Here is a 23,136-nt window from a genome sequence, read left to right as displayed (position 1 = left end):
AGCCCTAGGGAAAAAGCTAGAGTACACAGGAAGTGTGTCCGCGCACATCGATTAATCCGCCGGTGAGGTGGGTGCCGAGGGCTCCGCGGAAGGCCGCGCCCGCCACCGCAACCCGCGCAACCATCAGGTGTTCTGACGTCTCGTCATCGTGTTTGCGGCGCCACTCGTCCGGATGACATCCGGGGTGCGCACATGGTGTCCGGGGGCCGTTTCTTCACCGGAAGTTGGCCTCTCACGAGGGGTTCGGACGGCTCCAGTTGTTTTGCGTCGTTGCACACCGGGCACCGCACACTCCTGATAGCAGGCATAATCGCAGCTGCGATGGGCGCAGAGGCCCAGAAAGGGGACAATGATGGCGCACGCGTTGAGCGCGGACAGCAGTGTCGGATCCACTATCGAGGCACTGGAGGCGGAGCTCCCCGAGCTCCAGAAGCAACAGCAGGCCCTTAAGGATGATTTGGACGCCGTCACACAGCGGCTGGAGGCGGTCAGCACCGCGCTGAGCAGCCTTCAGCTGCTCTCCACCGGAGCGGTGTCCCCCAAGGAGGCGGCGACCGCGGTGGCCGTGGCGGCTTCGGTTGCCGAGCCCGCCACCGACACGGCCACCGTGGCCGAGGGCACCGATGAGGAGGCCGGTGCCGAGGCCGCCACCCGTACGCCCGCTGCCACGCGCAAGGCTGCCATCGGCCGTCAGCGCAGCAGGGGCAAGGCCAAGCCGGCCACCGGACGGGCCACCAAGACCGCGGCCAAGAAGACCGCCGTCGCCAAGAAGACCGCCAAGAAGGCCGCGGCCACGGGCCCGAAGTCCGCCAAGGCCACCACGGTGAAGGCCACCAAGGCGCCCAAGACCGCCACCAAGGCCACCAAGGCCACCAAGGCCGTGGCGAAGGCCACCGACAAGGCCAAGGAGTCGGGCACCGGTTCCGAGCGCGCCACCGGGCTCGCGGAGAACGTGCTCGCCGCCCTGCGCAAGGCCGGTCGCCCGATGCGCGCTTCCGAGGTCAACGACGCGCTGGGGCGCGAGGAGACGCGCACCAACGTCAACTCGGTGCGCAACACCCTCGAGCGGCTGCGCTCGACGGACCGGGCCCAGCGCTCCGGCCGTGGCCTGTACGAGGCCGCGGCCACGAGCTGACGGCCCGGTTCACGCCCGGCCGGCAGCGGCGTACCGCACAAGCCACCTCCCTCACCCGGGCCGCGCCGAAACCCCACCGCCACCCACGGGCAGCGGTGTTGGCGACGGCGGGGCCGGGCACTGGGGGGCGGGCCGACGCGGTACGTGGTGTCGACGTCCGGCGCGGAGTGGCCCGGGGGAGGGTGGATCCGTCCCGCTTCGGCGGTCCGGAACCCGTCGAATACACGGTCCATCCTCTCCCGTCCGTCTCGCCGTGTCCGGCGCCCCGTTCAGCGTGGCGCCGCCGGGCTCCGCACCGTCTCGGCGAGCCGGGCGGCGGCGTCGTCCGCGAACAGCTCACGGCCCGCGGCGATCCGGCGCTCACGCGTCCCGGACGGCACGGTGAGCACGTCCAGCAGCCGCAGCAGGTCCCATGAGTCCGCCGCGTGGTCGGACAGGCCCAGCGCGGCCATCCTGCGGACACCTTCCCGGCCGTGCCCCGGGATCGGGCGGTAGCTCACCACCGGCACACCTGTCGCCAGCGCCTCCAGCGCGGTCTGCCCGGCGGCATTGTCCACCAGGGCCCGTGCGGCCGCCAGCAGACCGGGCATATCCGGCTCCCAGCCGAGTGCCAGCACCTCCGGCCACCGGGCCAGTCCACGGCGCAGCCGCTCGTCCCGGCCGCACAGCACCACCGGCAGATAGCCGCCGCCGTACAACAGCCGCGCCGTTTCCGCCACTCGTGTCCCGGCGCCCCACGCGCCCACCGACAACAGCACCGGTGGCCTTCCGGGCGCCTCGTCGGCGAACCGCCGCCGCCAGCCATCGGCGCCCGGCGCGGGCGCGAAGAACCGCGCCGCCACCACCGGACCGGTGGCCGTGGCCGGGCGTTCCAGCGTCCGCCGTACGGTCTCCGCGGCCTCGGCCGACACACACAGATACCGGTCGTTGCCCGGATGCAGCCACTGCCGGTGCACCGAGAAGTCGGTGACCACCACCACGCTCGGCACGGTGAGCGCACCGCGCGCCCGCAGCCGCCCGGTGAGCTGCGCGGCGAGATGGAACACCGGGACCACCACGTCCGGCCGCAGCCGTGCCACGGTGTCCAGCAGACCGCCTTCGGCGAGTGCGGCCAGTGGAGCTGTGCCGGGCCGCCGCCCCGGCCCGGGGCGGAAGAACGCCCGGTAGATGCCCGCGTACACCAGCGGGGCGCGGCGGATCGTCGTCCGGTAGAAGGACCGCAGCCCCGCCCCCACCCCGGCGGGCAGCAGATCCAGCACATCGACCCGGTCCGCCCGGTGGCCCATGGCCTCCAGTTTGCGCACCAGCTCGGCCGCCACCGCGTCGTGCCCGGCGCCCATCCCGGCGCTCACCACCAGCAGACGCCCGGTGGCGGGGGCGTCTGAGCGATCGGACGTGGGGCGCATGGACACCCTCCGATGGTGCGAGGCGCGCCGGGACATGGCTCACTGGAGGTATCCGCTCCGCGTGCCGTCAAACCGCGTACCCCACGGCCGGTGCCCGACCACCGCCGGTCCGCAGCGAGACAGGGAGTCGCCATGATCCGCCCCCTCCCGGACGCACACCTCCACCACGGCACCGGCCGGGCCACGGGGCGCGCCACCAGAACCGGGACCAGGATCGCCCTGGTGACCGGTGCCTCCTCGGGCATCGGCGCCGCCATCGCCGACCGGTTCGCCGCCGAGGAGGACTGGCGGCTGCTGGTCAGCGGCCGCCACCGGGAGCGGCTGGCCCGGGTGGCCGGGCGGACCTCGGCCATCGCCCTGCCCGCCGATCTGGCCGCCCCGGAGGGCGGCGACGTCCTGGTGCGCGACGCCCTCGGCGCCGCCGGCCGGATCGATCTGCTGGTGGCGGGGGCGGGTGTGGGCTGGGCCGGATCGTTCGCCACCATGCCACCGGCCGCCATCGACCGGGTGGTCGGAGTCGACCTGCTGGCCGCCGTACGGCTCGTCCGCGCCGCACTGCCGCAGATGCTCGACCGGCGGCACGGGCATATCGTGCTGATCGGATCGGTCGCGGGCAGCGTGGGTGTCCGGGGAGAGGCGGTGTACTCGGCCGCCAAGGCCGCCCTCGGTGTTTTCGCCGAGTCCCTGCGCTACGAACTGCGCCGGGCCGGGGTACGGGTCACCCATGTGGTCCCCGGTGTGGTGGACACCCCGTTCTTCGCCCGCCGGGGCACCCCGTACACCCGGGCACGCCCCCGGCCGCTGCCGCCCGAACGGGTCGCCGACGCCGTCTGGGACGCCGTCGCACGGGGCCGCGACGAGGTGTACGTACCCGCCTGGCTGCGGCTGCCCGCGCTGGTCCACGGTGTGGCGCCGGGGCTTTACCACCGGCTGGCCTCCCGCTTCGGGTGACGCCCCATGAACGTCCTGACCGTCCTACTGGCCCTGCTGTCCGCGCTGGGCAACGGAGCGGCGTCGGTGCTCCAGCGGCGGGCCGCGATGGATCAGGAGCGGGAACAGCCCGGCGGAGCGGGCCTCGGCCACTCCGTACGGCGGCTCGGCCGGCTGCTGTGCCGCCCGTACTGGCTGGCCGGGGGAGCGGCGATGGTGGTGTCGGCGGTGGCTCAGGTGGGTGCGCTGGCCGTGGGACGGCTCTCCGTCGTCCAGCCCCTGCTCGTCAGCGAGCTGCTGTTCACCCTGGTGGTGGGCAGCCTGGTGTTCCGGCAGCGGCCGGACGGCCGCACCTGGCTCGCGTTCGTGATGCTCGCCGCCGGTCTCGCGCTCTTCCTCGTCGCCGCCGACCCCTCGCATGGACAGACCACCGCGCAGAACGGGCGGTGGCTCCCGGTGGGAGTGGCCGTGGTGCTCGCCGTTACCGTCCTCGGCATGGTGGCCCGGGCGCTGCACGGAGCGGCCCGCGCCGCCGTCCTCGGCTGTGCCACCGCCGCGTGCTTCGCCTGTACCGCCGCCCTGATCAAGGAGTTCACCGGTCGGTTCGCCGACGGGGTGGCCGCGGTGTTCACCGGCTGGCCGCTCTACGCCGTGTGCGCGGTCGGGCTGCTGAGCTTCCTGCTGCTGCAAAGCACCTTGCGCGCGGGCACCCTGGCGGCGTCACAGCCCGCCCTCACCCTCGGCGACGCGCTGGTGAGCATCGCGCTGGGCTGGGTGCTGTTCGGCGAACGCGTCGAACTGGGGCTGCGCCTCCTGCCGGAGGCCATCGGTATCGCCCTGATGGCCGTGGGGATCGTCGGTCTGACCCGCTCGCCCGCCATGGCGGGCGGCTGGGACACCGACACCCCCGCGGCCGGTGAGTCGCCCGCCGCCGCCACCGCCACGGCGGAGGTCCCCGGACGGCGCGACGGCCCCGCGGACCGGGGGAGGGCCCCGTGACCGCCCGCCAGCGGTCCGGGGCGATGGCGCGGAACACCGCGCTGCTGGTGGCCGCCGCCCACCTGGTCCCGGCCGGCACCTGGCTGGCCGGGCCGCGGCGCGCGCTGTTCCCCACGCTCGCGGGCTCCGGCCGCCCCGACCATGTGGCCCTCACCTTCGACGACGGCCCCGATCCCCGCTCCACCCCGCGTTTCCTCGATGTCCTCGACGAACTCGCCGTGCGGGCCACCTTCTTCGTCCTGGGCGACGGTGTGGTGCGCTATCCGCGGACCACCCTCGACATCGCCCGGCGAGGCCATGAACTGGCCGTCCACGGCTGGACCCACAGCCGCCCCTGGCTGCCCACGGTGGCCCGGGACGTCCGTGAGGTCGCCCAGGCCGCGCGCGCCGTACGGATGGCCACCGGTTCGGAGCCGCAGTGGTACCGGCCGCCCTATGGCATCCTCACCGGCGGCCGCTGGCTCGCGGCGCTCCGCGCGGGGCTGCGGCCCGTGCTGTGGTCGGCCTGGGGGCGCGACTGGTCCGCGGACGCCACCCCGCGCTCCGTACTCGCCACCGTACGGCGCGACTTGTGCGGCGGCGCCACCGTGCTGCTGCACGACTCCGACCGGGCGGCCGCGGCGGGTTGCTGGCGCGTCACACTCGCCGCGCTGCCCGCGCTGGTGGCCGAGTGCCGGGCCGCCGGTCTGGAGGTGGGTCCGCTGGCCGACCATGGACCGCCCGGGTTCATTCGGTGAGCCGGGCCATCTTCCGGGGGTCGACGATGCGGTCGAAGTCCTCGGCGCCGATGTGGCCGCTGGCGAGGGCGGCCTCGCGCAGGGTGGTCCCCTCGTCGGCGGCCATCTGCGCGATCTGGCTCGCCTTGTCGTAACCGAGCTCCGGGCAGAGCGCGGTGACCAGCATCAGCGAACGCGCCACCTGGTCGTCGATCCGCTCGCGGTTCAGCTCGGCGCCCTCGACGCAGTGGATCCTCAGCTGCTCGCAGGCGTCGGCGAGGATCCGGGCGGAGTGCAGCACGTTGTTGACGACCAGCGGCCGCATCGTGTTGAGCTCGAAGTTGCCCTGACCGCCCGCCAGCGCCACACTGCCGTCCTCCGCCAGCACCTGGGCGCACACCATCATCATCGCCTCGCACTGGGTGGGATTCACCTTGCCGGGCATGATGGAGCTGCCGGGTTCGTTGGGCGGCAGGATCAGCTCCCCGATACCGCAGCGGGGCCCGGACGCCAGCCAGCGGATGTCATTGGCGATCTTCATCAGGGGTACGGCGAGGGCCCGCAGTCCCGCCGACGCGGCCACCATCGCGTCCAGACTGCCCTGTGCCGCGAAGGAGTTGACCGCCACCCGGAACGGATGTCCGCTCGCCTGGGCGATTTCCTGGGCCACCGCCGCTCCGAAACCCTCGGGCGCGTTGAGCCCGGTGCCCACCGCGGTGCCGCCGATGGCCAGCTGGTAGAGGCCCGGCAGGGTGGCGCGCAGCCCCTCGATCGCGTCGGACAGCTGGGCCGCGTAGCCGGACCACTCCTGCCCCACCGAGAGCGGGACCGCGTCCTGGAGATGGGTGCGGCCGGTCTTCACCACGTCGTACCAGGCCCGGGACTTGGCGGCGATGGCCTCCTGGAGCAGGCTCACCCGCGGCAGTACATGGTCGTGCAGGGCACGCACCGTGGCGATGTGCATGGCGGAGGGAAAGGTGTCGTTGGACGACTGGCCCATGTTGACATGGTCGTTGGGGTGCACCGGGTCCTTCGACCCCAGCACCCCGCCGACCAGCTGGATCGCGCGGTTGGCGATGACCTCGTTGACGTTCATATTGACCTGGGTGCCGGAACCGCTCTGCCACACATGCAGCGGGAAGTGCTCGTCCAGCGCCCCCGAGACGACCTCGTCGGCGACATGCGCGATCAGATCGGCCTGCCAGCCCGCAAGCCGTTCCTCACGGCCGTTGACCAGCGCGGCCGCCTTCTTGACGGAGCCGTAGGCGTGGTACACGGCCATCGGCATCCGGTCGTCGCCGATCGAGAAATGGATCAGCGCACGCTGGGTCTGCGCACCCCAGTACCGGTCGGCGGGCACATCGATCGTCCCCAGCGCGTCCGATTCGCGACGGCGGCCGGTGGCGTCGATACGTGTGGGCAGATCCCACACCTGCGGGACCGCCTCCGCGCCCGGGCGCCCGGGGCGCTTGGTCATCGCGGCAGCCCACCCATACGCATACACCCCGCATCACAGAGGTCCGCCTCCCCCTGCCAGTGTGGCCCCGCACCGGCCGGGTCGCATCCGGCCCGCCCGGCGGGGAAGGGCGGAGCGGGCCGGACACCGCACCGGTCAGAACGGGCGGTCGCCCTCGATGGCCACCCGCTCGGCCACCCTGCGGTGCGGGGCGTAGTCACCCACCGCGTAGTGCTGGGTGGCGCGGTTGTCCCAGAACGCCACATCGCCCGGCTGCCAGCGGAAGCGCACCTGCAACTCCGGGATGTGCGCCTGTCGGCACAGCAGACTCAGCAGCCGGTCGCTCTCCGCCCGCTCCAGCCCGGTGATCCGGGTGGTGAAGGAGGTGTTGACGAAGAGCATCCGCCGCCCGGTCTCCGGATGGGTGCGCACCACCGGGTGTTCCACGGGCGGGAACATCTCCTGGAACGGGGCGAGCCGCTCGGGGCCGTAGAAGCGCGCGAAGCCGGGGATGAAGTCATGGACGGCCGTGGCACCCTCGATCCGCTCTCTCACCTCCGACGGCAGGTTGTCGTACGCGGCGGCCATGTCCGCCCACATGGTGTCCCCGCCGAACGGCGGGATCTCGCGCAGCTGGAGCACGGCGCCGAGCGCGGGCCGCTCGCGGAAGGTGACATCGGTGTGCCATACGTTCTCGAAGGTCACGGCGGCGCCGTCGCCCTTGTCGAAGCGGACGACCTCGTCACTGGAACCGGCGGCGAGGAGCGGGTTGGTCTCCAGCGGTCCCCAGTGGCGGGCGAACGCGCGCTGCCGCGCCGAGGTGAGGTGCTGGGCGCGGAAGAAGAGCACCTTCCACTCCAGCAGCGCCCGGTTCAACTCCTCGCGCAGCGCGGGGTCCAGGGGCCGGGACAGATCCACGCCCTGGATCTCGGCACCGATGGTGGCCGCCAGCGGCACCACCCCGAACCGCTGGTACGGACGCTCCTGCCAGCCGTCGGGCAGTCGGCGCAGGGTGCGCGGCCCCTCGTATATCCCGTCCGAGGGGATCCGCGCCTCGCGCAGGGCGGCTGAGGGCGTGCTGGAGGTGGTGGTGGCGATGGGCATACGGGGGCTCCTGACCGGCGTGGCCGAGGCGGTGCGGGACGGGTGGAACGCGCGGGGCCAAGCGGCGCGCGCGGCGGACTGCGACGGACTCCGGCTATCGGCCGGAGCGCTCACACCCGGTGCGGTCCGGGGTGCGTCGATGTCCCGTGGTGGTGAGCCGGCGCCTGGTCATGGCGGCAATTCTGGGATTCCTGTGCCGGACTGTCAATGCTGTGTAAGATGTGCACAGCACGATTACCCATTACATCAGGGGGATGGCATGGCGATGTATCAGATGACGGACGAGCGTGTGGACACGGCCGAGTTGGCGCGCGCGTGGGCCGAGGGCTGGGTCATCTCGCGACTGGCCTCACCACCGGAGCAGACCCCGTACGGCCTCGTCTTCGATGTGGGGACGCAGTCGCGCCAGGTGACCCGCCATGTCCTGCCCGCGGCGGACGAGGCGCAGGTGCGTGAGCTCACCAGCACCATCACGGCGCCAGGCACCTGGCTCAAGACGCTGTTGCCGAGGGAGGTCCTCGCCCCCTGGATGGCGCCGGGCTGGGAGTTCGACGATCCGGGTTTCCTGATGTCGACGCCGCTGGAGCCGGTGCTCGCACCGGTGCCCGACGGCTACCGGCTGCGTGCCTGGACCCGGGGCGCGCTCACCCGGGTGCTGGTGGTCACCGCGGACGGCACCTTCGCCGCGCGTGGCCAGGTGGCGGTTCCGCCGGACGCGGACACCGCCGTGGTCGACCAGGTCGAGACCGCCGCCGACCAGCGCCGCAAGGGTCTGGGCAGCCTCGTCATGCGCACCCTGGCCAATGAGGCCTTCGCTGCGGGTGCGCGGACCGCGGTGCTCGGGGCCACTCCCGAGGGCCGGGCGCTGTACGAGTCCCTGGGGTGGCGCACCGACGCCCCGCTGACCGGACTGATCCGCGACCCCTCGGCGGCGCCGAAGGTCTGAGTCCGGGCGCCTCGCCCCGGAAGCCCCTCACGGCCCCTCACATCGGAAGAGCTGACACCGGGGTGGATCACGCCCCGGCCACCGCCTCGCGGGCGCGGGCGACCAGGGCGCGTCCGGCCGGACCGCTCGGGCCGCCCGCCCGCCAGGCGAAGGCCAGCCGCCCGCGGAGTGCGGGCGGGTCGATGGCGACCGTCCGCAGCCGGTCCGCCCGTGCCTCGGCGAACGCGCGGGGCAGGATGGCCGCGCCGAGGCCCCGCTCGGCGAGCTGGGCCAGCACGCCGGGATCGCTGGCCTCGAAGGCGATACGCGGGGTGAAACCGGCGGCGGCGCACGCCTCGTCCAGCCGGGTGCGCAGCCCGGTGCCGTACGGCAGGCTGATCAGCGGGCGGCCGCGCAGGGTGTCCAGCGAGATCACCGAGTGGACGGCCAGTTCGTGGTCATGGCTCACGGCGGCCACGATCGGCTGGTCCGTGATCACCTCCAGCTCCAGACCGGCCGGGGGTGTGGCGCCCACACTGACGATCGCCGCGTCGAGCCGTCCGGTGCGCAGCCCGTCGACGAGCTCGTCGGAGGTGGCCTCGGTCAGGGTGATCTCGACCGCCGGATGGGCGTCGTGGAACTCCGCCAGCAGCCCCGGCAGATCGACGCTGTGCGAGGTCACGGTGCCCACCGCCACATGGCCCCGCAGCAGCCCGGTCAGCTCGTCCACGGCGAGCCGGGCGCCCTCCACGGCCGCGAGCGCGGCCCGGGCGTACGGCAGGACCGCCGCGCCCACTTCGGTGAGCCGCACCGAGCGGCCGGAGCGGTCCAGCAGCTCCTGGCCGAGCTCCCGCTCCAGCCGCCGGATCTGGGCGCTGACTCCGGGCTGGGCCACATGCACCCGCTCCGCGGCGCGGGTGAAGTTGCGCTCCTCGGCCACCGCCACGAAGTAGGCGAGCTGTCGCAGTTCCATAACGAATGATTCTAGCAACCAGACCAAGTATCTCTTGGACTTCTGATTGTGACCGGACCAGGCTGGAGACGGACGAAAGGAGCCGATCATGACCGCGACATCTGAGCACGCCACCACTCCCGAGGACCTGGCCCGGCTGTTCGTGGAGCGGGCCAACGCCGGTGACGCCGCGGGGCTTGCCGAGCTCTACGCACCGGACGCGGTGCTGGCCTATCCGCCTGGGTCCTCGACCGTCGGCCGGGACGCCATCCGCGCGGTGTGCGAGCGGATGCTCGAGCACACCACCGAGCCCTTCCAGCTGGAGGAGGCACTGCCGACCGTCCGCTACGGGGACCTCGCCCTCACCTCGACCCGCCCCGCCGACAACACCGGCGGCCGGGTGCAGGTGGCCCGGCGCCAGCCGGACGGCACCTGGCTGCGGATCATGGACCGTCCCGAGCTCCGCTCCCCGCACCGGGGCGGGGAATGACCGTCCTGGTCGCCGGGGCCGGGATCGGCGGGCTGACCGCCGCCCTGAGCCTGCACGCCGCGGGCATCGATGCCGCCGTCGTCGAGAGCGCCCGGGAGATCCGGCCCCTGGGCGTCGGGATCAATCTGCTGCCCCACGCCGTGCGCGAGCTGACCGAACTCGGCCTCGGCGGGGAACTGGCCGCCATCGGTGTGGCCACCGCCGAGAACGTGTACGCCGACCGGTACGGACGCCGGATCTTCGCCGAGCCCCGCGGAGTGGCCCAGGGCTACCGCTGGCCGCAGTACTCGGTCCACCGCGGGGAACTGCAACTGCTGCTCCTCGCGGCGGTCCGCGAGCGGCTGGGCTCGGGCGCGGTCCGTACCGGGGCGCGGGTGGCGGACTTCGCGCAGGACGTCCCGGAAACTCCCGTACGGGGCGCCGGGCCGGGGCCGGTACGCGTGCGGGTCCTCGACCGTGCGACGGGGACGGTCGAGGAGATCACGGCCGAGGCCCTGATAGGCGCCGACGGGCTGCACTCGGCCGTGCGCGCCCGCCTGTGCCCGGACGGCGGACCGCTGCTGTGGTCGGGCATCCGGATGTGGCGCGGTACGACGGTGGCCGGACCGTTTCTGACCGGCCGCTCCATGGTGATCGTGCGTGACGGCGACGCGGAACTGGTCGCGTACCCCATCGGCCGCGGCCGCATCAACTGGGTCTGCCAGCTCCGGGTGTCCGAACCCGGGCCGCTGGTGGGGGACGCGGCCTGGAACCGCGCGGGCCGGGTGGCCGATGTGCTGCCCCGTTTCGCGGACTGGCGGCTGGGCTGGCTGGACGTACCGGGCCTGCTGAACGGGTGCGAGGAGATCCTCGAGTGCCCGATGGTCGACCGGGAGCCGCTGCCGTCCTGGGGGCAGGGCCGGGTGACCCTGCTCGGCGACGCCGCCCACCCCACGTATCCGGTGGGTGCCAACGGCGCGTCCCAGGCCGTGGTGGACGCCCGGGTGCTGGCCCGTGAACTGGCCGCCGCGGACGCGGCACCGCGGGGGCTGGCCCGCTACGAGGCCGCGCGCCGGGAGCCGACCGCCGCGGTGGTGCGCGCCAACCGGGCCATGAGCCGGCAGGGCGGGCGGACCCCGGGCGACCTCGCCCGGGTCACCGACGCCTATCGGCACGCCACGGGTGGCGGTGTGCGGGAGCTCAACACCCGCCCCTCGCTGAGCCCGACGCGTCCCTGAAGGCGGTGTGGAAGGAGCGCCCCGCGCCGCGTTGGCGGCGCTCCTTCGGCGCGCTTAGCGTGGAGTCAGACAGTGGTCTTCGCAGGGACGGTCCGGCGCGCGAGTGTGGGAGGTCCATGGTGGAATCTGTCACCTTCCTCCTGTGCGCCGTGATTCTCACCGCGCTGGCTTTCGACTTCACCAACGGCTTCCATGACACGGCCAATTCGATGGCCACCTCCATCGCCACCGGGGCGCTGTCCCCGCGCGTCGCGGTGGCGGTGGCCGGGGTGCTCAACCTCGCGGGCGCGTTCCTCTCCACCGAGGTGGCCAAGACGATTTCCAACGGCATCGTCGACGACGCCGAGGTCTCCCCGGTGATGATCTTCGCGGGACTGATCGGGGCCATTCTGTGGAACCTCATCACCTGGTTCGCCGGACTGCCCTCCAGTTCCTCGCACGCCCTCTTCGGAGGGCTCATCGGCGCGGTGTGGGTGGGGTCGGGCGGCTCCGCGGTGCGGTTCGACGCCATCACCGAGAAGATCGTGATCCCGGCGCTCGCCTCCCCGGTGGTGGCCTGCGGGGTGGCGCTGCTGGCGACGTACCTCGCCTACAGGCTCACCCGGCGGGTGTCCGGCCGCGCGGTGCGGAAGGGCTTCCGCGCCGGACAGGTGGGCTCGGCGTCCCTGGTGGCCCTCGCCCACGGCACCAATGACGCGCAGAAGACGATGGGGGTCATCACCCTCGCCCTCATCTCCGGCGGGGTGCTCGACCATGGCGCGGGACCGCCCTGGTGGGTGGTGCTCAGCGCCGGGCTCGCGATCTCGCTGGGAACCTATGCCGGTGGCTGGCGGATCATCCGGACCATGGGCAGGGGGCTGACCGACATCCAGGCGCCCCAGGGCTTCGCGGCCGAGACCAGCGCGACCGCGGTCATCCTCTCCTCCTCGCACCTGGGCTTCGCGCTGTCCACCACCCAGGTCTGCACCGGCAGCATCCTCGGTGCCGGGCTCGGCCGCAGACTGGCCCATGTGCGATGGGGCGTGGCCGGGCGGATCGCCGTGTCCTGGCTGCTCACCCTGCCCGCGGCGGCGGCCGTGGGAGGCACCGCCGCCTGGATCGCCGGCCGGGGCGACGTGGGGGTGGTCCTGGTGGCGGGCGTGGCCCTCGCGGCGGCCGCGGGCTTCTACGCGCTCGCGCGCCGTCGGCCGGTCAACCCGGACAACGTCAATGAGCTGCCCGCCCCCGACGCCGCGGTGCGCTCGGCGGCGTGACACCAGCCGGGAGACCGGGGAGGAGCCGGGATGGACATCGAGTGGAGCAGTCTCGTCGGGGTCCTCGTGGCCAGCTTCGGGGTCACCGTGGTGGTGGTCGTCATGTTCTCGCTGGGCATCGCCGCGTGGAGCCGCGCCGATACGTACGCCGAGCGCACCGGCGCCACCCGCCGTGCTCTCCCGCACCGCGGCCCCGGCACCGTGTCCGCCGCCATCTCCGTGGTGTGCTTCGCCGCCTGCCTGGCGGTCGCCGCTTATGGAATCGACTTGATCATTCCCGGCTGAGAGAATGAGCCCTTGTGCCCGGTGCGCCCTGAGCCCGCGGCGCACAGGGGGAACGGGAGATCACACACGGTGTCACACCAGTCCGGAGCACCCTCCGGTGAGGCGGACCGCCTCGAACTGCGGGCCGATTGCGGCAGCTGTTTCGCACTCTGCTGCGTGGCGCTGCCCTTCGCCGCCTCGGCGGACTTCGCGTTCGACAAGGACGCGGGGCGGCCCTGCCGCAATCTGCGCGCGGACTTCGGCTGCGGTATCCACGCCCGGCTGCGGGACGAGGGCCTCTCCGGCTGCACGGTCTTCGACTGCTTCGGCGCCGGGCAGAAGGTCTCCCGGCTGACCTTCGCCGGACGGGATTGGCGCCGCCATCCGGACACCGCCGCGGATATGTTCGCGGTGTTCCCCGTGATGCGGGTGCTCCACGAACTCCTGTGGTACCTGGCGGAATCCCTGACGCTCCCGGCCGCGCGGCCCCTCCACGGCGAGCTGCGCGCGGCGCTGGACGAGACCGAACACCTCACCCGCGGCGGCGCCGACGAGCTGCGGGCCCTGGACGTGGCGGCACACCGGGAGAAGGTCAACGGACTGCTGCTGCGCACCAGTGAGCGGGTACGGGCCACGGTCCCCGGAAAGAAGAAGAACCGCCGGGGAGCCGACCTCATCGGGGCCCGGCTCCGCGGTGCCGATCTGCGCGGCGCCAATCTCCGCGGCGCCCTGCTCATCGCGGCCGATCTCACCGGGGCCGATCTGAGCGCGGCCGATCTGATCGGCGCGGACCTCCGGGACGCCGATCTCGGCGGAGCCGACCTCACCGGAGCCCTCTTCCTCACCCAGGCCCAGCTCAACGCGGCCCGGGGCGACGCCACCACCCGGGTGCCCGGCGCGCTCAGCCACCCCGCGCACTGGTAGGGCCCGCTCCAGGGCGCGGTGTGGAATCCTGACGGGCATGTCCGACGCATCCGACGCGCCCGTGATCCTGAGCGATGAGCCCGGATCGTTCGCCCGGAGCGTGCTCGCCGAGCGCCATCCGGCACTTGTCGAGAAGGTGCGCGACGCCTTCCCGTACGGCCCCGAACAGCACCGCGCGCTCGACACCCTGCTCCGGAGTTGCGCCGAGGGCGTCATCACACCGCTGCCCGCCACCGCGTACGACCACGGCCGGTGGCAGGAGTGGGGACGGGGACACTTCGGCCGGTCCTGGTTCGCTGTGCCCTTCCTCTGGGCGGAGAGCTACTTCTACCGTCAACTCCTCGAGGCTGTCGGCTACTTCGGCCCCGGGCCATGGCAGGGGATCGACCCCTTCCGCCCCTTCAAACACGCCGAACTGCACACCCCCGAAGCCACCGAGGAACTGGCCGCGCTCGACGACGTACTGAGCGCACCCGTCGAGAGGCAGGCGAACGCCCTGCTGCACGGCTCGCTGTGGGGCAACCGCGCGGACCTCGGCTTCCGGCTCTCCACCACCGGTGACCCGGCGGACACGGCCGACGCGCCCCTCGTCGCGGACGACAGCGACACCCTGTGGTCCCTGCTGCCCGGCGGCGCCCCGGCCACCGTGTACCTGGTGGCGGACAACGCCGGCCGAGAGCTGCTGCCCGACCTGGTGCTCCTGGACCATCTGCTGCGCCACGGCCGCGCCGACCGGGCCGTACTGGCGGTGAAGCCGTATCCGTACTACGTCTCCGACGCCACCACCGCCGATGTCATCGACTGCCTCCGTCGGCTGACCGGGGCCCGGGGAGCCGCCGCCGATGTCGGCGCACGGCTGTGGGCGGCCCTGGGCAGCGGTCGGCTCACCATCCGGGCCCATGACTTCTTCCGGGCGCCACTGCCCTACGCCGAGATGCCCGGCAGTCTGCGGAGCGAGTTCGCCTCGGCCACCGTCACCGTCATGAAGGGCGACCTCAACTACCGCCGTCTGGTGGGCGACCGGCTGTGGCCCCCGACCACCCACTTCACCACGTGCACCGCGTACTTCCCCGGGCCGGTGGCCGCGCTGCGCACCCTGAAGTCCGATGTGATCGTGGGCCTCGGCGAACGGACCGTGACCGCGCTCGACACCGCGCACCCGGACGGCTGGCGCACCACCGGCACCCATGCGCTGATCCAGGTCGACCCCGGTCCGCCGCGTCGGCGGTGAGACACCGCCGACGCGGGGCCGGGGCTTCGGGAGCCGGCGGACGTGGCCAGGTCAGCCGAGAAGGATGCCCAGCGCGTAGGCGGTGAGGGTGGCCGGATCGGGTACGTGGTGGTCCTTGGAGGCGGCGGTGAAACTCGGAGTCTGGGCGGTGGCCGGTTCCAGCTTCCACAGCAGATTGCCCGAGCCGTTCCAGTGCACCTCGGCGCCGCCGCCGGTCAGCGCGTAACCGGGCGTCAGCGAGGCCACCGCGGCCGGATGCGGCGACCGTCCGGCGTCGGCCCGGGTGAAGGTGTTGAACACCGTCCCGACCCGCAGCCGCCGCCGCAGCGCGATGGCGTACGCCCGGATGTTGGCGGGGTCGGAGACCAGATGGTCCTTCGACCGCACCTTCCAGGAGGTCTCGGTGGCGGGGAAGGACGCGGTGGCGAGATTGCCCCCGCCGTGCCAGTCCACCCGGAAACCGCCGCCGACCAGGACGTAGTCGTTCGACGACGGCAGCCCTGCCTCGGCCTCCGGATGCGGTGCCACACCGCTGTCCGCACGGGAGACATACACCGACCGCAGCAGCTCGTCCCGGCTCATCCCCGCGATCTTCAGCCCGATGACATAGGAGACCAGCTCATACGCCTGCGCGTCGACGTGGTCCTTCGCGCCGACGGTCCACCCCGACAGATCGTCATTGGGGTACGACGCGGTCAGCAGCGCGCCATGGGGATACTCCACCGCCGTGGCGCCACCTCCGATCGCCACCATGTCCCCGTCGCCGACGAGTACGGTCTCATCGATCCAGTGCTGCTGCGGCGGATTACCCCGGTGCGAGAACACCGATACGGTCACCCGGCCCGAGGCATCATGGAAGGTGTTCAGCCGCGTCCCCACCGAACTCAGCACCCGTCCGGTGCCCTGAGGGCTTCTGGAACCGGCGAATGCCGCCCCGGCTCCCATGCCACCGACCGCGGTGGCCCCCGCCACGGCTGTGGCCGCCCTGAGTATGGCCCTCCGGCTTCGCATCACGTGATCAACCCACCTTCTCCGTAAGAGCCCTGACGTGGTGTCAGGGCGGTGCAGAAAGCTAGCCGTGCCCCGCAAGACGCGGATATTCCCCGAAATGACGGATTGACAAGGCGCCATGTCGACGAGAGATCTCCCGGCCACCGCCCGCACCGGCCCCCACCTGGAGCAAAGCCCCCGGCCGAGGGTGCCGCCCCGGGCTCCCGCCACACTGGAGGGCCGCTCGAGCCCGGACGCGCACCTCGCAGGTCGTCCGATTCGGGCCCCGTCAGGGCGGGTCCGTCGGCCAATCCCGACGCGGGGGCGGAAGCCGGGAAGGGCTCCCGGGCGCACGAGCCCCGGGCTGCGCGAAATGCCGTGGCGCACCGCCCGCCCCTCCCGCAGAATCCAGGCATGACCGCATCGCCCGCCGGCCCCCCGGCCGACTTCGCCGCCAAACCCGTCCTCGTCGGCGAGAAGGTGCTGCTCCGCCCGTTCACCGAGGACGACGCACCGGACATGGCCGCGATCCTCGGGGATGAGGAGGTCCGCAGGTTCACCGGCGGGTCGAACGCCCCCGTCTTCGAGGAGCAGCGGTTGCGGGAGTGGTACGGAAGCCGGAACGCCCAGCCGGACCGGCTGGACCTCGCGGTCGAGGACCGGGCGAGCGGCACCCTGGTGGGCGAGGTCGTGCTCTACGAATGGGACGAGTCCCACCGCGGCTGCGCCTTCCGTACGCTGCTCGGCCCGCGGGGGCGTGACCGGGGCCTCGGCACCGAGGCCGCCCGGCTGATCGTCGGGTACGGCTTCGAACGGCTCGGACTGCACCGCGTCTCGCTGGGCGTCTACGCCTTCAACCCCCGGGCCCGCCGGGCGTACGAGAAGGTCGGCTTCGTCGCCGAGGGAGTGGAACGCGAAGTGCTGTGGCACGACGGCGCGTGGGCCGACGCCGTGACGATGTCCCTGCTGGACCGGGAGTGGGCGGCGCACCGCGGCCATCCGTGACCCCCGGGGCCCGGGCCCCGGGACGCGCGGGTCCCGGGGCGGGCCCTCGCCCGGCGGCGCGGTCCGTGCCGCCATGATGGACGCCGCACCCGCGCGAAGCTCCGCGCACCCCTCTCCCGAGGAGTGAGATCCCATGGCACCCTCTCGTCAGCTCGTCGATCTGCCCTACGCACGCCATCTGCGCGCGTTCGACGGGCCCCTCGCCGAAGGGGGTGACTACGACGCCGTCCAACTGGACGGCGTGGACTTCGACGGGGCGGACTGCCGCGACGCCCGGTTCCTGGAGTGCGCGTTCTCCGCCGTGACCTTCACCGGGGGGCGGCTGCGCGGGACCCGGTTCAACGACGTCTGGCTGGACGGGGTGCGCTGGGTCGGCACCGATCTGGCGGCGACGGACTGGCTGGACGCCGAGCTCATCGGGTGCGTGCTCGCCGGTCTGGAGACGTTCGGCGCGAAGCTGCACCGGGTCACCTTCCACCGCTGCAAGTTCGAGTCGGTCAACCTCCGTACCGCGACCCTGCGGGAGGTCACCTTCACCGACTGTCTGCTGCGGGACGTCGACTTCGGCGAAGCCACGCTGACGCGGGTGGAGTTCCCGGGCTCGGCGCTGGAGGGCGTCCGGTTCGCGGGGGCGCGGATGGAGGCGACCGATCTGCGGGACGCCACCCGGCTGGAGATCGCCGACGGCCATGACGCACTGCGCGGGTCCGTCATCACCGGTGCGCAGCTGCTGGAACTCGCCCCGATGTTCGCCGATGTGCTCGGGGTCAGGGTCGAGGACACCGGCAGCGGCAGCGGCACGGCGCGCCGTACCTCCGGCGGACGTGGCGGGCGAGGCTGATGGCCGACGAGGCGCCCATGATGCCTTCCGCCACCTGGTTCGTCCGGCCGACCGCCCGCGCCTGGCGGTGTGCGCCCGCTCCCGACGGCGTACGCCGCTTCCACGCGGAGCTGCCGGACTACGCATCCACCCCGCTGACCGAACTGCCCTCGCTGGCCGCCGAGTGGGGTGTCGGCCGGGTGTTCGTCAAGGACGAGTCCGCCCGCCTCGGGCTGTCCGCGTTCAAGGCGCTCGGCGCGTCCTGGGCGGTCCACCGGATCCTGGCGGAGCGGGCCTCCGAAGCCCCCGTACGGCTGGTGACCGCCACCGACGGCAACCACGGCCGGGCCGTGGCCCGGATGGCGCGGCTGAACGGACGGCCCGCCCATGTCTTCGTGCCCCGCGGAGTGCACCCCGATGCGGTGGCCGCCATCGAGGCCGAGGGCGCGCGGGTCACCCGGGTGGACGGGCCGTACGACGCGGCGGTGCGGTGCGCGGCCGAGGCCGCGGACAAGCCCCCGGCCGTACTGGTCCAGGACACCGCCTGGCCCGGCTACGAGGAGATCCCGGGCTGGATCGTGGAGGGCTACACCACCCTGTTCCACGAGGTCGATGGGCAACTGCGCGCCGCGGGGCTCGAATCGCCCGATCTGCTCGCCGTTCCGGTGGGTGTGGGCTCGCTCGCCCAGGCCGCCGTCACCCACTACCGGAGCCGCCCCACCGGGCCCGCGCCCGCCCTGCTGGCCGTGGAGCCGGTGGCCGCGGCCTGTGTGCTGACGAGTCTGGTGCGCGGGGGGCCGGTCGCCGTGGAGACCGGCCGCACCACTATGGCGGGGCTGAACTGCGGCACCCCCTCCAGTCTTGCCTGGCCGTCGCTGCGCGACGGACTGGACGCGGCCGTCGCCGTCACCGATGCCGACAGCGCCCGTGCCTCCCGTGACCTGGGCGCCCTCGGTGTCTCCTCGGGCCCCTGCGGCGCCGCTTCGCTGGCCGGTGTGCGGGCCGCCCTCACCGGGCAGGGCGCCGGGGGCCGCCGTACCGCGCTCGGGCTCGGACCGGCGGCCACCCTCGTCCTGCTCAGCACCGAGGGGACGGCGGCCAATCCCGCCGCCGCCCCGGGCACCTCGCCCTGACGGCACCGCGCGGGGCGGCCGGTCAGCTGCTCATCAGCCAGGGCTGCCGCGGCAGTGGACTTCCCGTCTCCAGCAGCGACTTCAGGTTGGACAGCACCGCCGCCCAGCCACCGGCCGCCGCCTCCCGCTCGGCCTCGTCGGCCAGGTTCTCGTGGGTCACGGTCAGCCGGACGATCTCGTTGTACGGCTCGATGGCGAAGGTGACCCGCGAGGGCCCTGCGGCCGGTTCCTCGCCGGGCGCGGCCCAGGTGGTCACCAGCCGCGTCGGCGGCACGCTCTCCTCGACCGTGCCGACCACATCGGCGATGCCCGAACCGTCCGTCCGCCGATGCTCCCAGGAGGAACCGGCCCGCCAGTCGGACACATTGCTGTGGCCCCAGTAAGCGGCCGTCAGATCGGCGTCGGTGAGGGCCTGCCACACCTTCTCCGGTGTGGACTCGATGTAGATGACGTACACGAACGTCGGCTTGTCGGCCATGGATTCCTCCGCTTGTTGTTTCACCGCGCTCAGCGCGCGCAGCCGCGGGCGCTCGAACCGGTCGATCCACCGCTCCTGGACCTCATGGAGGGGGACGGGGTTGAGGTAGTGGAGTTTTTCGCGCCCTCGCCGGACCGTCGTGACCAGACGGGCGGCCTCGAGCACGGCCAGGTGCTGGGTGGCGGACTGTCGGGCCATCTCCAGACTGCGGCACAGCTCGCCCAGCGTCTGCCCGTTGTGCTCGCGCAGCCGGTCCAGCAGAAAGCGCCGGGTCTGATCGGCCAGTGCCTTGAAGACCTTGTCCATCTCTGAGCTCACGCCTCACATTAGGCAGGCAATTACCTGCATGTCAATGACCGCGCGGCCGAGCCGACTGTACCTACTAGTATGTACAGTCGATCCGACGCAATCGGCAGAATCGACGAAGGAGAGTCCCGCCATGCCCCTGGTCCGTATCGACGCGTTGAGGGCCGACAGCGAGCGGCTGGACGCACTCGGCCGCGCCGTACACGAGGCGCTCATGGAGACGATCGGCTTTCCGCCCGACGACCGGTTCCAGATCCTGACCGGCCACGACGGCGTCAGCGGCACACTGCGCTACGACGACTACCTCGGTGTGCGCCGTGACGACGACATCGTGTTCGTCGCCATCACGATGCGCTCCGGGCGCCCGCCCGAGCGGAAGCGGGCGCTGTACCGGCGGATCGCCGAGCTGGCGGAGGAGTACGCGGGGACCGAGCCGCGCAATGTGTTCATCACGGTCACCGAGAACGAGTCGATCGACTGGTCCTTCGGCCACGGGATCGCGCAGTACGCGCCCCAGGCGGACACCCCCTAACGCCGGTGCAGCGCCCCGCGGACGAAGGCGGCCTGTCCGGCGTGTTGCAGATCGTCGGCGATGACGCTCATCAGCCGGACGCCGAGGGTCACCGCCGGGGTCCACGCCTCGTCCACGATCCGGTCGAGGTCGGCGTCCCGGAGTCCGCGTACGTACGCGAGCGTGTTCTCGTGCACGGCGTCGTAGTACGTGGTGAGCAGCTCGGCGTCGGTACGGACCGCCGCCACGTCCTTGCCGCGGTGGCCGAAACCGGTGGCCGCCGGGGGGAACGGCAGGCCGAACCGGTCGTACCAGCCGTCGGAGGTCCAGAGCTGCTCGGTGCCCGCGGCGTCGGCGACATGGTCGTCCTGAATGCGCGTCAGATGCCATACCAGCCAGGCGATGGAGTTGGCCCCGGCGTCGAGCCGTACGGCCAGCTCCTCCTCGCCGAGGCCGTCCACGGCCTCGTGTACGGCCTCGGACACCCGGTCGAAGGCGTCGGCCAGCAGATCTGCGCTCCTCATACGGGCTCCCTCGTCGCTCCTCGGATGATCGGCCGCCCGGCCGTCCGGGCCGTGCACCATCGTCGCACCCCGGGGCGGCGGACCCGCGGGCTCAGACCGGTGGCACGAGGGTGAAATACCGGTCCAGCACCGCGCGGTCGCCGGTCACCGAGGTGAGCCGGTCCGCGGGCAGCCGCTGCCACAGGAACAGCGTCAGGTCCGAGGCGGTACCGGTCAGCTCGACATCGCAGGGCTCGTCCGGGCCGCCGGAGGCGGTGTGTTCGGTGAGCCGGACGTCGTCGCCGTCGAAACGGACCGACCAGACCTCCGGGCCGTCGGTACGGCGGAACCGGAAGTGTTCGCCCGAGCCGGGCGGTGCCTGTTTCCACCCGCGCCGCGCCGGTGCCATCACCTCGAAGGTGTGGGGGATCGCGAAGACCGCGAGCTCGGTGGCGATCGGGCGCGGCGGTACGGAAGCGGTGCGTTCGGCGTCCCAGCGGTGCAGGGCCGCCTCGATGGTCTGGATCCGCAGCCAGAATCCGGCGGTCTGCTCCGTGGACCAGGTCCACACCCGCTCGTCCGGATCGACGCTCCGGAACAGGGCGTCCAGGGCGGCGGCCCCGTCGGCGAACCAGTCGAGCAGGGTCTCCGGGACCGGTCCGAGATGCGGTCCGCCCTCGGGCGCGGGCCAGCCCTCGCGGTCCTCCGGCGGCTGGAACAGGGAGAGGTCCGTGGTGTCCGGCGGCTCCGAGAGCCGCTCCCGCACGGTGTGGGAGACATAGCGGTGGACCGCGCCCAGGTGGAACACCAGGTCGGACATCGACCAGCCGGGACAGGACGGGACCAGCGGCGCGTCGCCGCCGTCGGCGGTCCGGCGGGCGGCGGCCTCGAACGCCGTGATCTCACGGTGGAATCGCGCGGTGAAGTCCATGCCGTCAACTCTTCCCGCCCGCGTCCCGCAGCGGCCCCCGCGTTCGCTGGTGGCGGATCTTCTCGCCCGAGAGCCGAGAACCGTCCTCCGCCGGACCGTGCCCGGACGCACCGTCAGACGGTGACCACCTCGACGGGCAGCTGCTTGATGCCGTTCACGAAGTTGGAGCGCACCCGGGGCACCTCGCCGGTCAGCCGGATGTCGGCGATACGCGGGATCAGCTCCTCGAACATGATGCGCATCTCGGTACGGGCCAGCAGATTGCCCAGACACAGATGGGGGCTGCCCTTGCCGAAGGTGACGTGGTCGTTGGTGCTCCGGGTGACGTCGAACGCGTAGGGGTCGGGGAAGACGGCCTCGTCGCGGTTGCCCGAGGCGTACCACATGACGACCTTGTCGCCCTCCTTGATGTGTTTGCCGCCCAGTTCCACATCGCGGGTCGCGGTGCGGCGGAAGTGGTAGACGGGGGAGGCCCAGCGCAGGAACTCCTCGACGGCGCCCGGGATCAACGACGGATCGCGGCGCAGCAGTTCGAGCTGTCCGGGGTTCTGGATCAGCGCGAGCATGGAGTGGGTGATGGCGTGGCGGGTCGTCTCGTTGCCGGCGACCACCAGCAGCAGGAAGTAGTTGTCGAAGTCCTGCGCGGAGAGCGGCACGCCGTCCCGCGGGGTCTCGTTGACCAGCCGGGACACCAGGTCGGTGCCCTCGCCACCGCGTCGCTTCCGGGCCAGTTCCCGGCCGTAGGCGAACACCTCCAGGGAGGCGGGGGAGCGGAACGGCAGATCGCGGTAGTTCTCGCTCTCCGCGCTGTCGAGCAGCACATCGGCGTAGTCGGGGTCGGTGTTGCCGATGATGCGGTTGCCCCAGTCGATGAGCTGCTGGGTGTCGTCCTCGGGGACGTCGAGGAGACGGGCGAGCACATTGATGGGGAAGTCCGCGGACACCTCCTGGACGAAGTCGAAGCGGCCCTTGGCGAGCGCCGTGTCGAGGGTCTTGGCGGTGAGTCCGCGCAGGAAGTCGGTGTAGGTGTTGATGACCCCGGCGCCGAACTGGCGCTGGAGCAGCCTGCGCAGCGCCTGATGGCGCAGACCGTCCAGTTCGAGGATGGAGGCACGGCGGGCGATCTGGTCCTCGTCCACCTCCTCCAGGTTGACGAACTTGGTGGAGGTGAACGTCGCGGGGTCGCGGTCGACCCGGACGATGTCCTCGTGCCGGGTCACGGCCCAGAACCCGTGGTGGGGCGCGGTCTCGGGCTGCCAGTGGACGGGGTCCTGGTGGCGCAGGGTGTGGAACATCCGCCAGGGAGTGACCCCGTCGCGGAAGCTGTCGAGGTCGGTCAGGTCCACCTCGTCGAGCGGGAGGGGTTCGGGCACCCCGGTGCGGGCGGTGGCGGGGGAGGTCAACGCTGGCTCCTTCGAAGGCGGGGTCGTGACGGCCGGGCCGGTCGTGTCCGGGCT

Annotated in this window: 24 protein-coding genes; 15 read left to right on the top strand and 9 right to left on the bottom strand. The window is 72.5% G+C overall.

From position 1 onward, the window contains the following. The first annotated feature begins 352 nt into the window (after window positions 1-352). Complete coding sequence (locus tag AB0C66_RS29490; protein ID WP_362445189.1) at window positions 353-1,135, top strand: prephenate dehydrogenase; 783 nt, start codon at window positions 353-355, stop codon at window positions 1,133-1,135. 269 nt (window positions 1,136-1,404) lie between these two features. Here the strand turns inward: AB0C66_RS29490 and AB0C66_RS29485 are convergent, their stop codons facing one another. After that, window positions 1,405-2,541 carry a galactosyldiacylglycerol synthase gene (locus AB0C66_RS29485; RefSeq protein ID WP_362445326.1) on the bottom strand — a complete coding sequence of 379 codons (1,137 nt, stop codon included), beginning with the start codon at window positions 2,539-2,541 and terminating at the stop codon, window positions 1,405-1,407. Between the two features lie 132 nt (window positions 2,542-2,673). On the opposite strand from AB0C66_RS29485, the gene AB0C66_RS29480 reads away from it, so the two are divergent. From AB0C66_RS29480 to AB0C66_RS29470, 3 genes are read left to right on the top strand one after another with little or no spacing between them, the layout of a single operon-like run. Continuing rightward, on the top strand, window positions 2,674-3,492 hold the full coding sequence (locus tag AB0C66_RS29480) for an SDR family NAD(P)-dependent oxidoreductase (RefSeq protein ID WP_362445186.1): 819 nt from the start codon (window positions 2,674-2,676) through the stop codon (window positions 3,490-3,492). A 6-nt stretch (window positions 3,493-3,498) separates the two neighbouring features. After that, window positions 3,499-4,470 (top strand): DMT family transporter, encoded by a 972-nt coding sequence (locus tag AB0C66_RS29475; RefSeq protein ID WP_362445183.1) that lies wholly within the window; start codon window positions 3,499-3,501, stop codon window positions 4,468-4,470. Between the two features lie 23 nt (window positions 4,471-4,493). Continuing rightward, the gene (locus AB0C66_RS29470) at window positions 4,494-5,207 is read left to right on the top strand and encodes a polysaccharide deacetylase family protein (protein WP_362445323.1); all 714 of its coding nucleotides are present in this window, start codon (window positions 4,494-4,496) and stop codon (window positions 5,205-5,207) included. Here the strand turns inward: AB0C66_RS29470 and AB0C66_RS29465 are convergent. Beyond that, complete coding sequence (locus AB0C66_RS29465) at window positions 5,197-6,663, bottom strand: class II fumarate hydratase (protein WP_362445180.1); 1,467 nt, start codon at window positions 6,661-6,663, stop codon at window positions 5,197-5,199. The genes AB0C66_RS29470 and AB0C66_RS29465 overlap by 11 nt on opposite strands. 135 nt (window positions 6,664-6,798) lie before the next feature. Next, complete coding sequence (locus AB0C66_RS29460; RefSeq protein WP_362445178.1) at window positions 6,799-7,746, bottom strand: TauD/TfdA family dioxygenase; 948 nt, start codon at window positions 7,744-7,746, stop codon at window positions 6,799-6,801. A 259-nt stretch (window positions 7,747-8,005) separates the two neighbouring features. Here AB0C66_RS29460 and AB0C66_RS29455 point away from each other — a divergent pair, with 259 nt between their 5' ends. Continuing rightward, window positions 8,006-8,692, top strand: coding sequence for a GNAT family N-acetyltransferase (locus tag AB0C66_RS29455; RefSeq protein ID WP_362445175.1), 687 nt, complete (start codon window positions 8,006-8,008; stop codon window positions 8,690-8,692). Window positions 8,693-8,759: 67 nt separating this feature from the next. On the opposite strand, the gene AB0C66_RS29450 is transcribed toward AB0C66_RS29455, so the two are convergent. Next, window positions 8,760-9,644: a LysR substrate-binding domain-containing protein gene (locus AB0C66_RS29450; RefSeq protein ID WP_362445172.1), complete on the bottom strand. Its 885-nt coding sequence runs from the start codon at window positions 9,642-9,644 to the stop codon at window positions 8,760-8,762. Window positions 9,645-9,732: 88 nt separating this feature from the next. On the opposite strand from AB0C66_RS29450, the gene AB0C66_RS29445 reads away from it, so the two are divergent. From AB0C66_RS29445 to AB0C66_RS29420, 6 genes are all read left to right on the top strand, one after another. Further along, complete coding sequence (locus AB0C66_RS29445) at window positions 9,733-10,113, top strand: nuclear transport factor 2 family protein (protein WP_362445169.1); 381 nt, start codon at window positions 9,733-9,735, stop codon at window positions 10,111-10,113. After that, window positions 10,110-11,330 (top strand): flavin-dependent oxidoreductase, encoded by a 1,221-nt coding sequence (locus AB0C66_RS29440; protein ID WP_362445166.1) that lies wholly within the window; start codon window positions 10,110-10,112, stop codon window positions 11,328-11,330. Before AB0C66_RS29445 ends, AB0C66_RS29440 begins: the two co-directional genes overlap by 4 nt. Window positions 11,331-11,449: 119 nt before the next feature. Beyond that, a complete protein-coding gene (locus AB0C66_RS29435) occupies window positions 11,450-12,583 on the top strand; it encodes an inorganic phosphate transporter (protein WP_362445320.1) in 1,134 nt (377 codons plus the stop codon). 30 nt (window positions 12,584-12,613) lie between these two features. Continuing rightward, window positions 12,614-12,868, top strand: a complete 255-nt coding sequence (locus tag AB0C66_RS29430) for a hypothetical protein (protein WP_362445163.1) — start codon at window positions 12,614-12,616, stop codon at window positions 12,866-12,868. 69 nt (window positions 12,869-12,937) lie between these two features. Beyond that, window positions 12,938-13,771 carry a pentapeptide repeat-containing protein gene (locus AB0C66_RS29425; protein ID WP_362445160.1) on the top strand — a complete coding sequence of 278 codons (834 nt, stop codon included), beginning with the start codon at window positions 12,938-12,940 and terminating at the stop codon, window positions 13,769-13,771. A gap of 37 nt (window positions 13,772-13,808) precedes the next feature. Then, window positions 13,809-15,002 (top strand): damage-control phosphatase ARMT1 family protein, encoded by a 1,194-nt coding sequence (locus tag AB0C66_RS29420; RefSeq protein WP_362445157.1) that lies wholly within the window; start codon window positions 13,809-13,811, stop codon window positions 15,000-15,002. A gap of 51 nt (window positions 15,003-15,053) precedes the next feature. Here the strand turns inward: AB0C66_RS29420 and AB0C66_RS29415 are convergent, their stop codons facing one another. Then, entirely contained in the window at window positions 15,054-15,881 is an 828-nt protein-coding gene (locus tag AB0C66_RS29415) for a hypothetical protein (protein WP_362445155.1), read from the bottom strand. Between the two features lie 525 nt (window positions 15,882-16,406). On the opposite strand from AB0C66_RS29415, the gene AB0C66_RS29410 reads away from it, so the two are divergent. The 3 genes from AB0C66_RS29410 (at window position 16,407) to AB0C66_RS29400 (ending at window position 18,950) form a co-directional block, all read left to right on the top strand. Next, window positions 16,407-16,997 (top strand): GNAT family protein, encoded by a 591-nt coding sequence (locus AB0C66_RS29410; RefSeq protein WP_362445152.1) that lies wholly within the window; start codon window positions 16,407-16,409, stop codon window positions 16,995-16,997. A 133-nt stretch (window positions 16,998-17,130) separates the two neighbouring features. Beyond that, a complete protein-coding gene (locus AB0C66_RS29405) occupies window positions 17,131-17,838 on the top strand; it encodes a pentapeptide repeat-containing protein (RefSeq protein WP_362445149.1) in 708 nt (235 codons plus the stop codon). Window positions 17,839-17,855: 17 nt separating this feature from the next. Then, a complete protein-coding gene (locus AB0C66_RS29400; RefSeq protein WP_362445146.1) occupies window positions 17,856-18,950 on the top strand; it encodes a diaminopropionate ammonia-lyase in 1,095 nt (364 codons plus the stop codon). A 22-nt stretch (window positions 18,951-18,972) separates the two neighbouring features. Here the strand turns inward: AB0C66_RS29400 and AB0C66_RS29395 are convergent, their stop codons facing one another. Beyond that, window positions 18,973-19,734: a metalloregulator ArsR/SmtB family transcription factor gene (locus AB0C66_RS29395; RefSeq protein WP_362445317.1), complete on the bottom strand. Its 762-nt coding sequence runs from the start codon at window positions 19,732-19,734 to the stop codon at window positions 18,973-18,975. Between the two features lie 133 nt (window positions 19,735-19,867). Here AB0C66_RS29395 and AB0C66_RS29390 point away from each other — a divergent pair, with 133 nt between their 5' ends. Beyond that, window positions 19,868-20,266, top strand: a complete 399-nt coding sequence (locus tag AB0C66_RS29390; RefSeq protein ID WP_362445143.1) for a tautomerase family protein — start codon at window positions 19,868-19,870, stop codon at window positions 20,264-20,266. On the opposite strand, the gene AB0C66_RS29385 is transcribed toward AB0C66_RS29390, so the two are convergent. From AB0C66_RS29385 to AB0C66_RS29375, 3 genes are all read right to left on the bottom strand, one after another. After that, the gene (locus AB0C66_RS29385; RefSeq protein WP_362445141.1) at window positions 20,263-20,769 is read right to left on the bottom strand and encodes a DUF664 domain-containing protein; all 507 of its coding nucleotides are present in this window, start codon (window positions 20,767-20,769) and stop codon (window positions 20,263-20,265) included. The genes AB0C66_RS29390 and AB0C66_RS29385 overlap by 4 nt on opposite strands. A gap of 91 nt (window positions 20,770-20,860) precedes the next feature. Beyond that, entirely contained in the window at window positions 20,861-21,679 is an 819-nt protein-coding gene (locus AB0C66_RS29380; RefSeq protein WP_362445138.1) for a maleylpyruvate isomerase family mycothiol-dependent enzyme, read from the bottom strand. A 113-nt stretch (window positions 21,680-21,792) separates the two neighbouring features. Continuing rightward, window positions 21,793-23,082, bottom strand: a complete 1,290-nt coding sequence (locus AB0C66_RS29375) for a cytochrome P450 (protein ID WP_362445135.1) — start codon at window positions 23,080-23,082, stop codon at window positions 21,793-21,795. Window positions 23,083-23,136: the final 54 nt, after the last annotated feature.

The sequence above is a fragment of the Streptomyces sp. NPDC048636 genome (assembly GCF_040650655.1).
Classification (GTDB): domain Bacteria; phylum Actinomycetota; class Actinomycetes; order Streptomycetales; family Streptomycetaceae; genus Streptomyces.
Note: the sequence above shows the minus strand (reverse complement) of the source record. Positions and strands in the feature narration are given on the sequence as shown.

Coding starts and splice junctions, on each gene's coding strand:
- AB0C66_RS29470 (WP_362445323.1), top strand. CDS start 4,494: ATGGCGCGGAACACCGCGCTGCTGGTGGCCGCCGCCCACCTGGTCCCG.
- AB0C66_RS29455 (WP_362445175.1), top strand. CDS start 8,006: ATGGCGATGTATCAGATGACGGACGAGCGTGTGGACACGGCCGAGTTG.
- AB0C66_RS29430 (WP_362445163.1), top strand. CDS start 12,614: ATGGACATCGAGTGGAGCAGTCTCGTCGGGGTCCTCGTGGCCAGCTTC.
- AB0C66_RS29475 (WP_362445183.1), top strand. CDS start 3,499: ATGAACGTCCTGACCGTCCTACTGGCCCTGCTGTCCGCGCTGGGCAAC.
- AB0C66_RS29390 (WP_362445143.1), top strand. CDS start 19,868: ATGCCCCTGGTCCGTATCGACGCGTTGAGGGCCGACAGCGAGCGGCTG.
- AB0C66_RS29395 (WP_362445317.1), bottom strand. CDS start 19,734: ATGGACAAGGTCTTCAAGGCACTGGCCGATCAGACCCGGCGCTTTCTG.
- AB0C66_RS29445 (WP_362445169.1), top strand. CDS start 9,733: ATGACCGCGACATCTGAGCACGCCACCACTCCCGAGGACCTGGCCCGG.
- AB0C66_RS29440 (WP_362445166.1), top strand. CDS start 10,110: ATGACCGTCCTGGTCGCCGGGGCCGGGATCGGCGGGCTGACCGCCGCC.
- AB0C66_RS29485 (WP_362445326.1), bottom strand. CDS start 2,541: ATGCGCCCCACGTCCGATCGCTCAGACGCCCCCGCCACCGGGCGTCTG.
- AB0C66_RS29465 (WP_362445180.1), bottom strand. CDS start 6,663: ATGACCAAGCGCCCCGGGCGCCCGGGCGCGGAGGCGGTCCCGCAGGTG.
- AB0C66_RS29460 (WP_362445178.1), bottom strand. CDS start 7,746: ATGCCCATCGCCACCACCACCTCCAGCACGCCCTCAGCCGCCCTGCGC.
- AB0C66_RS29420 (WP_362445157.1), top strand. CDS start 13,809: ATGTCCGACGCATCCGACGCGCCCGTGATCCTGAGCGATGAGCCCGGA.
- AB0C66_RS29380 (WP_362445138.1), bottom strand. CDS start 21,679: ATGGACTTCACCGCGCGATTCCACCGTGAGATCACGGCGTTCGAGGCC.
- AB0C66_RS29410 (WP_362445152.1), top strand. CDS start 16,407: ATGACCGCATCGCCCGCCGGCCCCCCGGCCGACTTCGCCGCCAAACCC.
- AB0C66_RS29400 (WP_362445146.1), top strand. CDS start 17,856: ATGATGCCTTCCGCCACCTGGTTCGTCCGGCCGACCGCCCGCGCCTGG.
- AB0C66_RS29450 (WP_362445172.1), bottom strand. CDS start 9,644: ATGGAACTGCGACAGCTCGCCTACTTCGTGGCGGTGGCCGAGGAGCGC.
- AB0C66_RS29480 (WP_362445186.1), top strand. CDS start 2,674: ATGATCCGCCCCCTCCCGGACGCACACCTCCACCACGGCACCGGCCGG.
- AB0C66_RS29405 (WP_362445149.1), top strand. CDS start 17,131: ATGGCACCCTCTCGTCAGCTCGTCGATCTGCCCTACGCACGCCATCTG.
- AB0C66_RS29385 (WP_362445141.1), bottom strand. CDS start 20,769: ATGAGGAGCGCAGATCTGCTGGCCGACGCCTTCGACCGGGTGTCCGAG.
- AB0C66_RS29490 (WP_362445189.1), top strand. CDS start 353: ATGGCGCACGCGTTGAGCGCGGACAGCAGTGTCGGATCCACTATCGAG.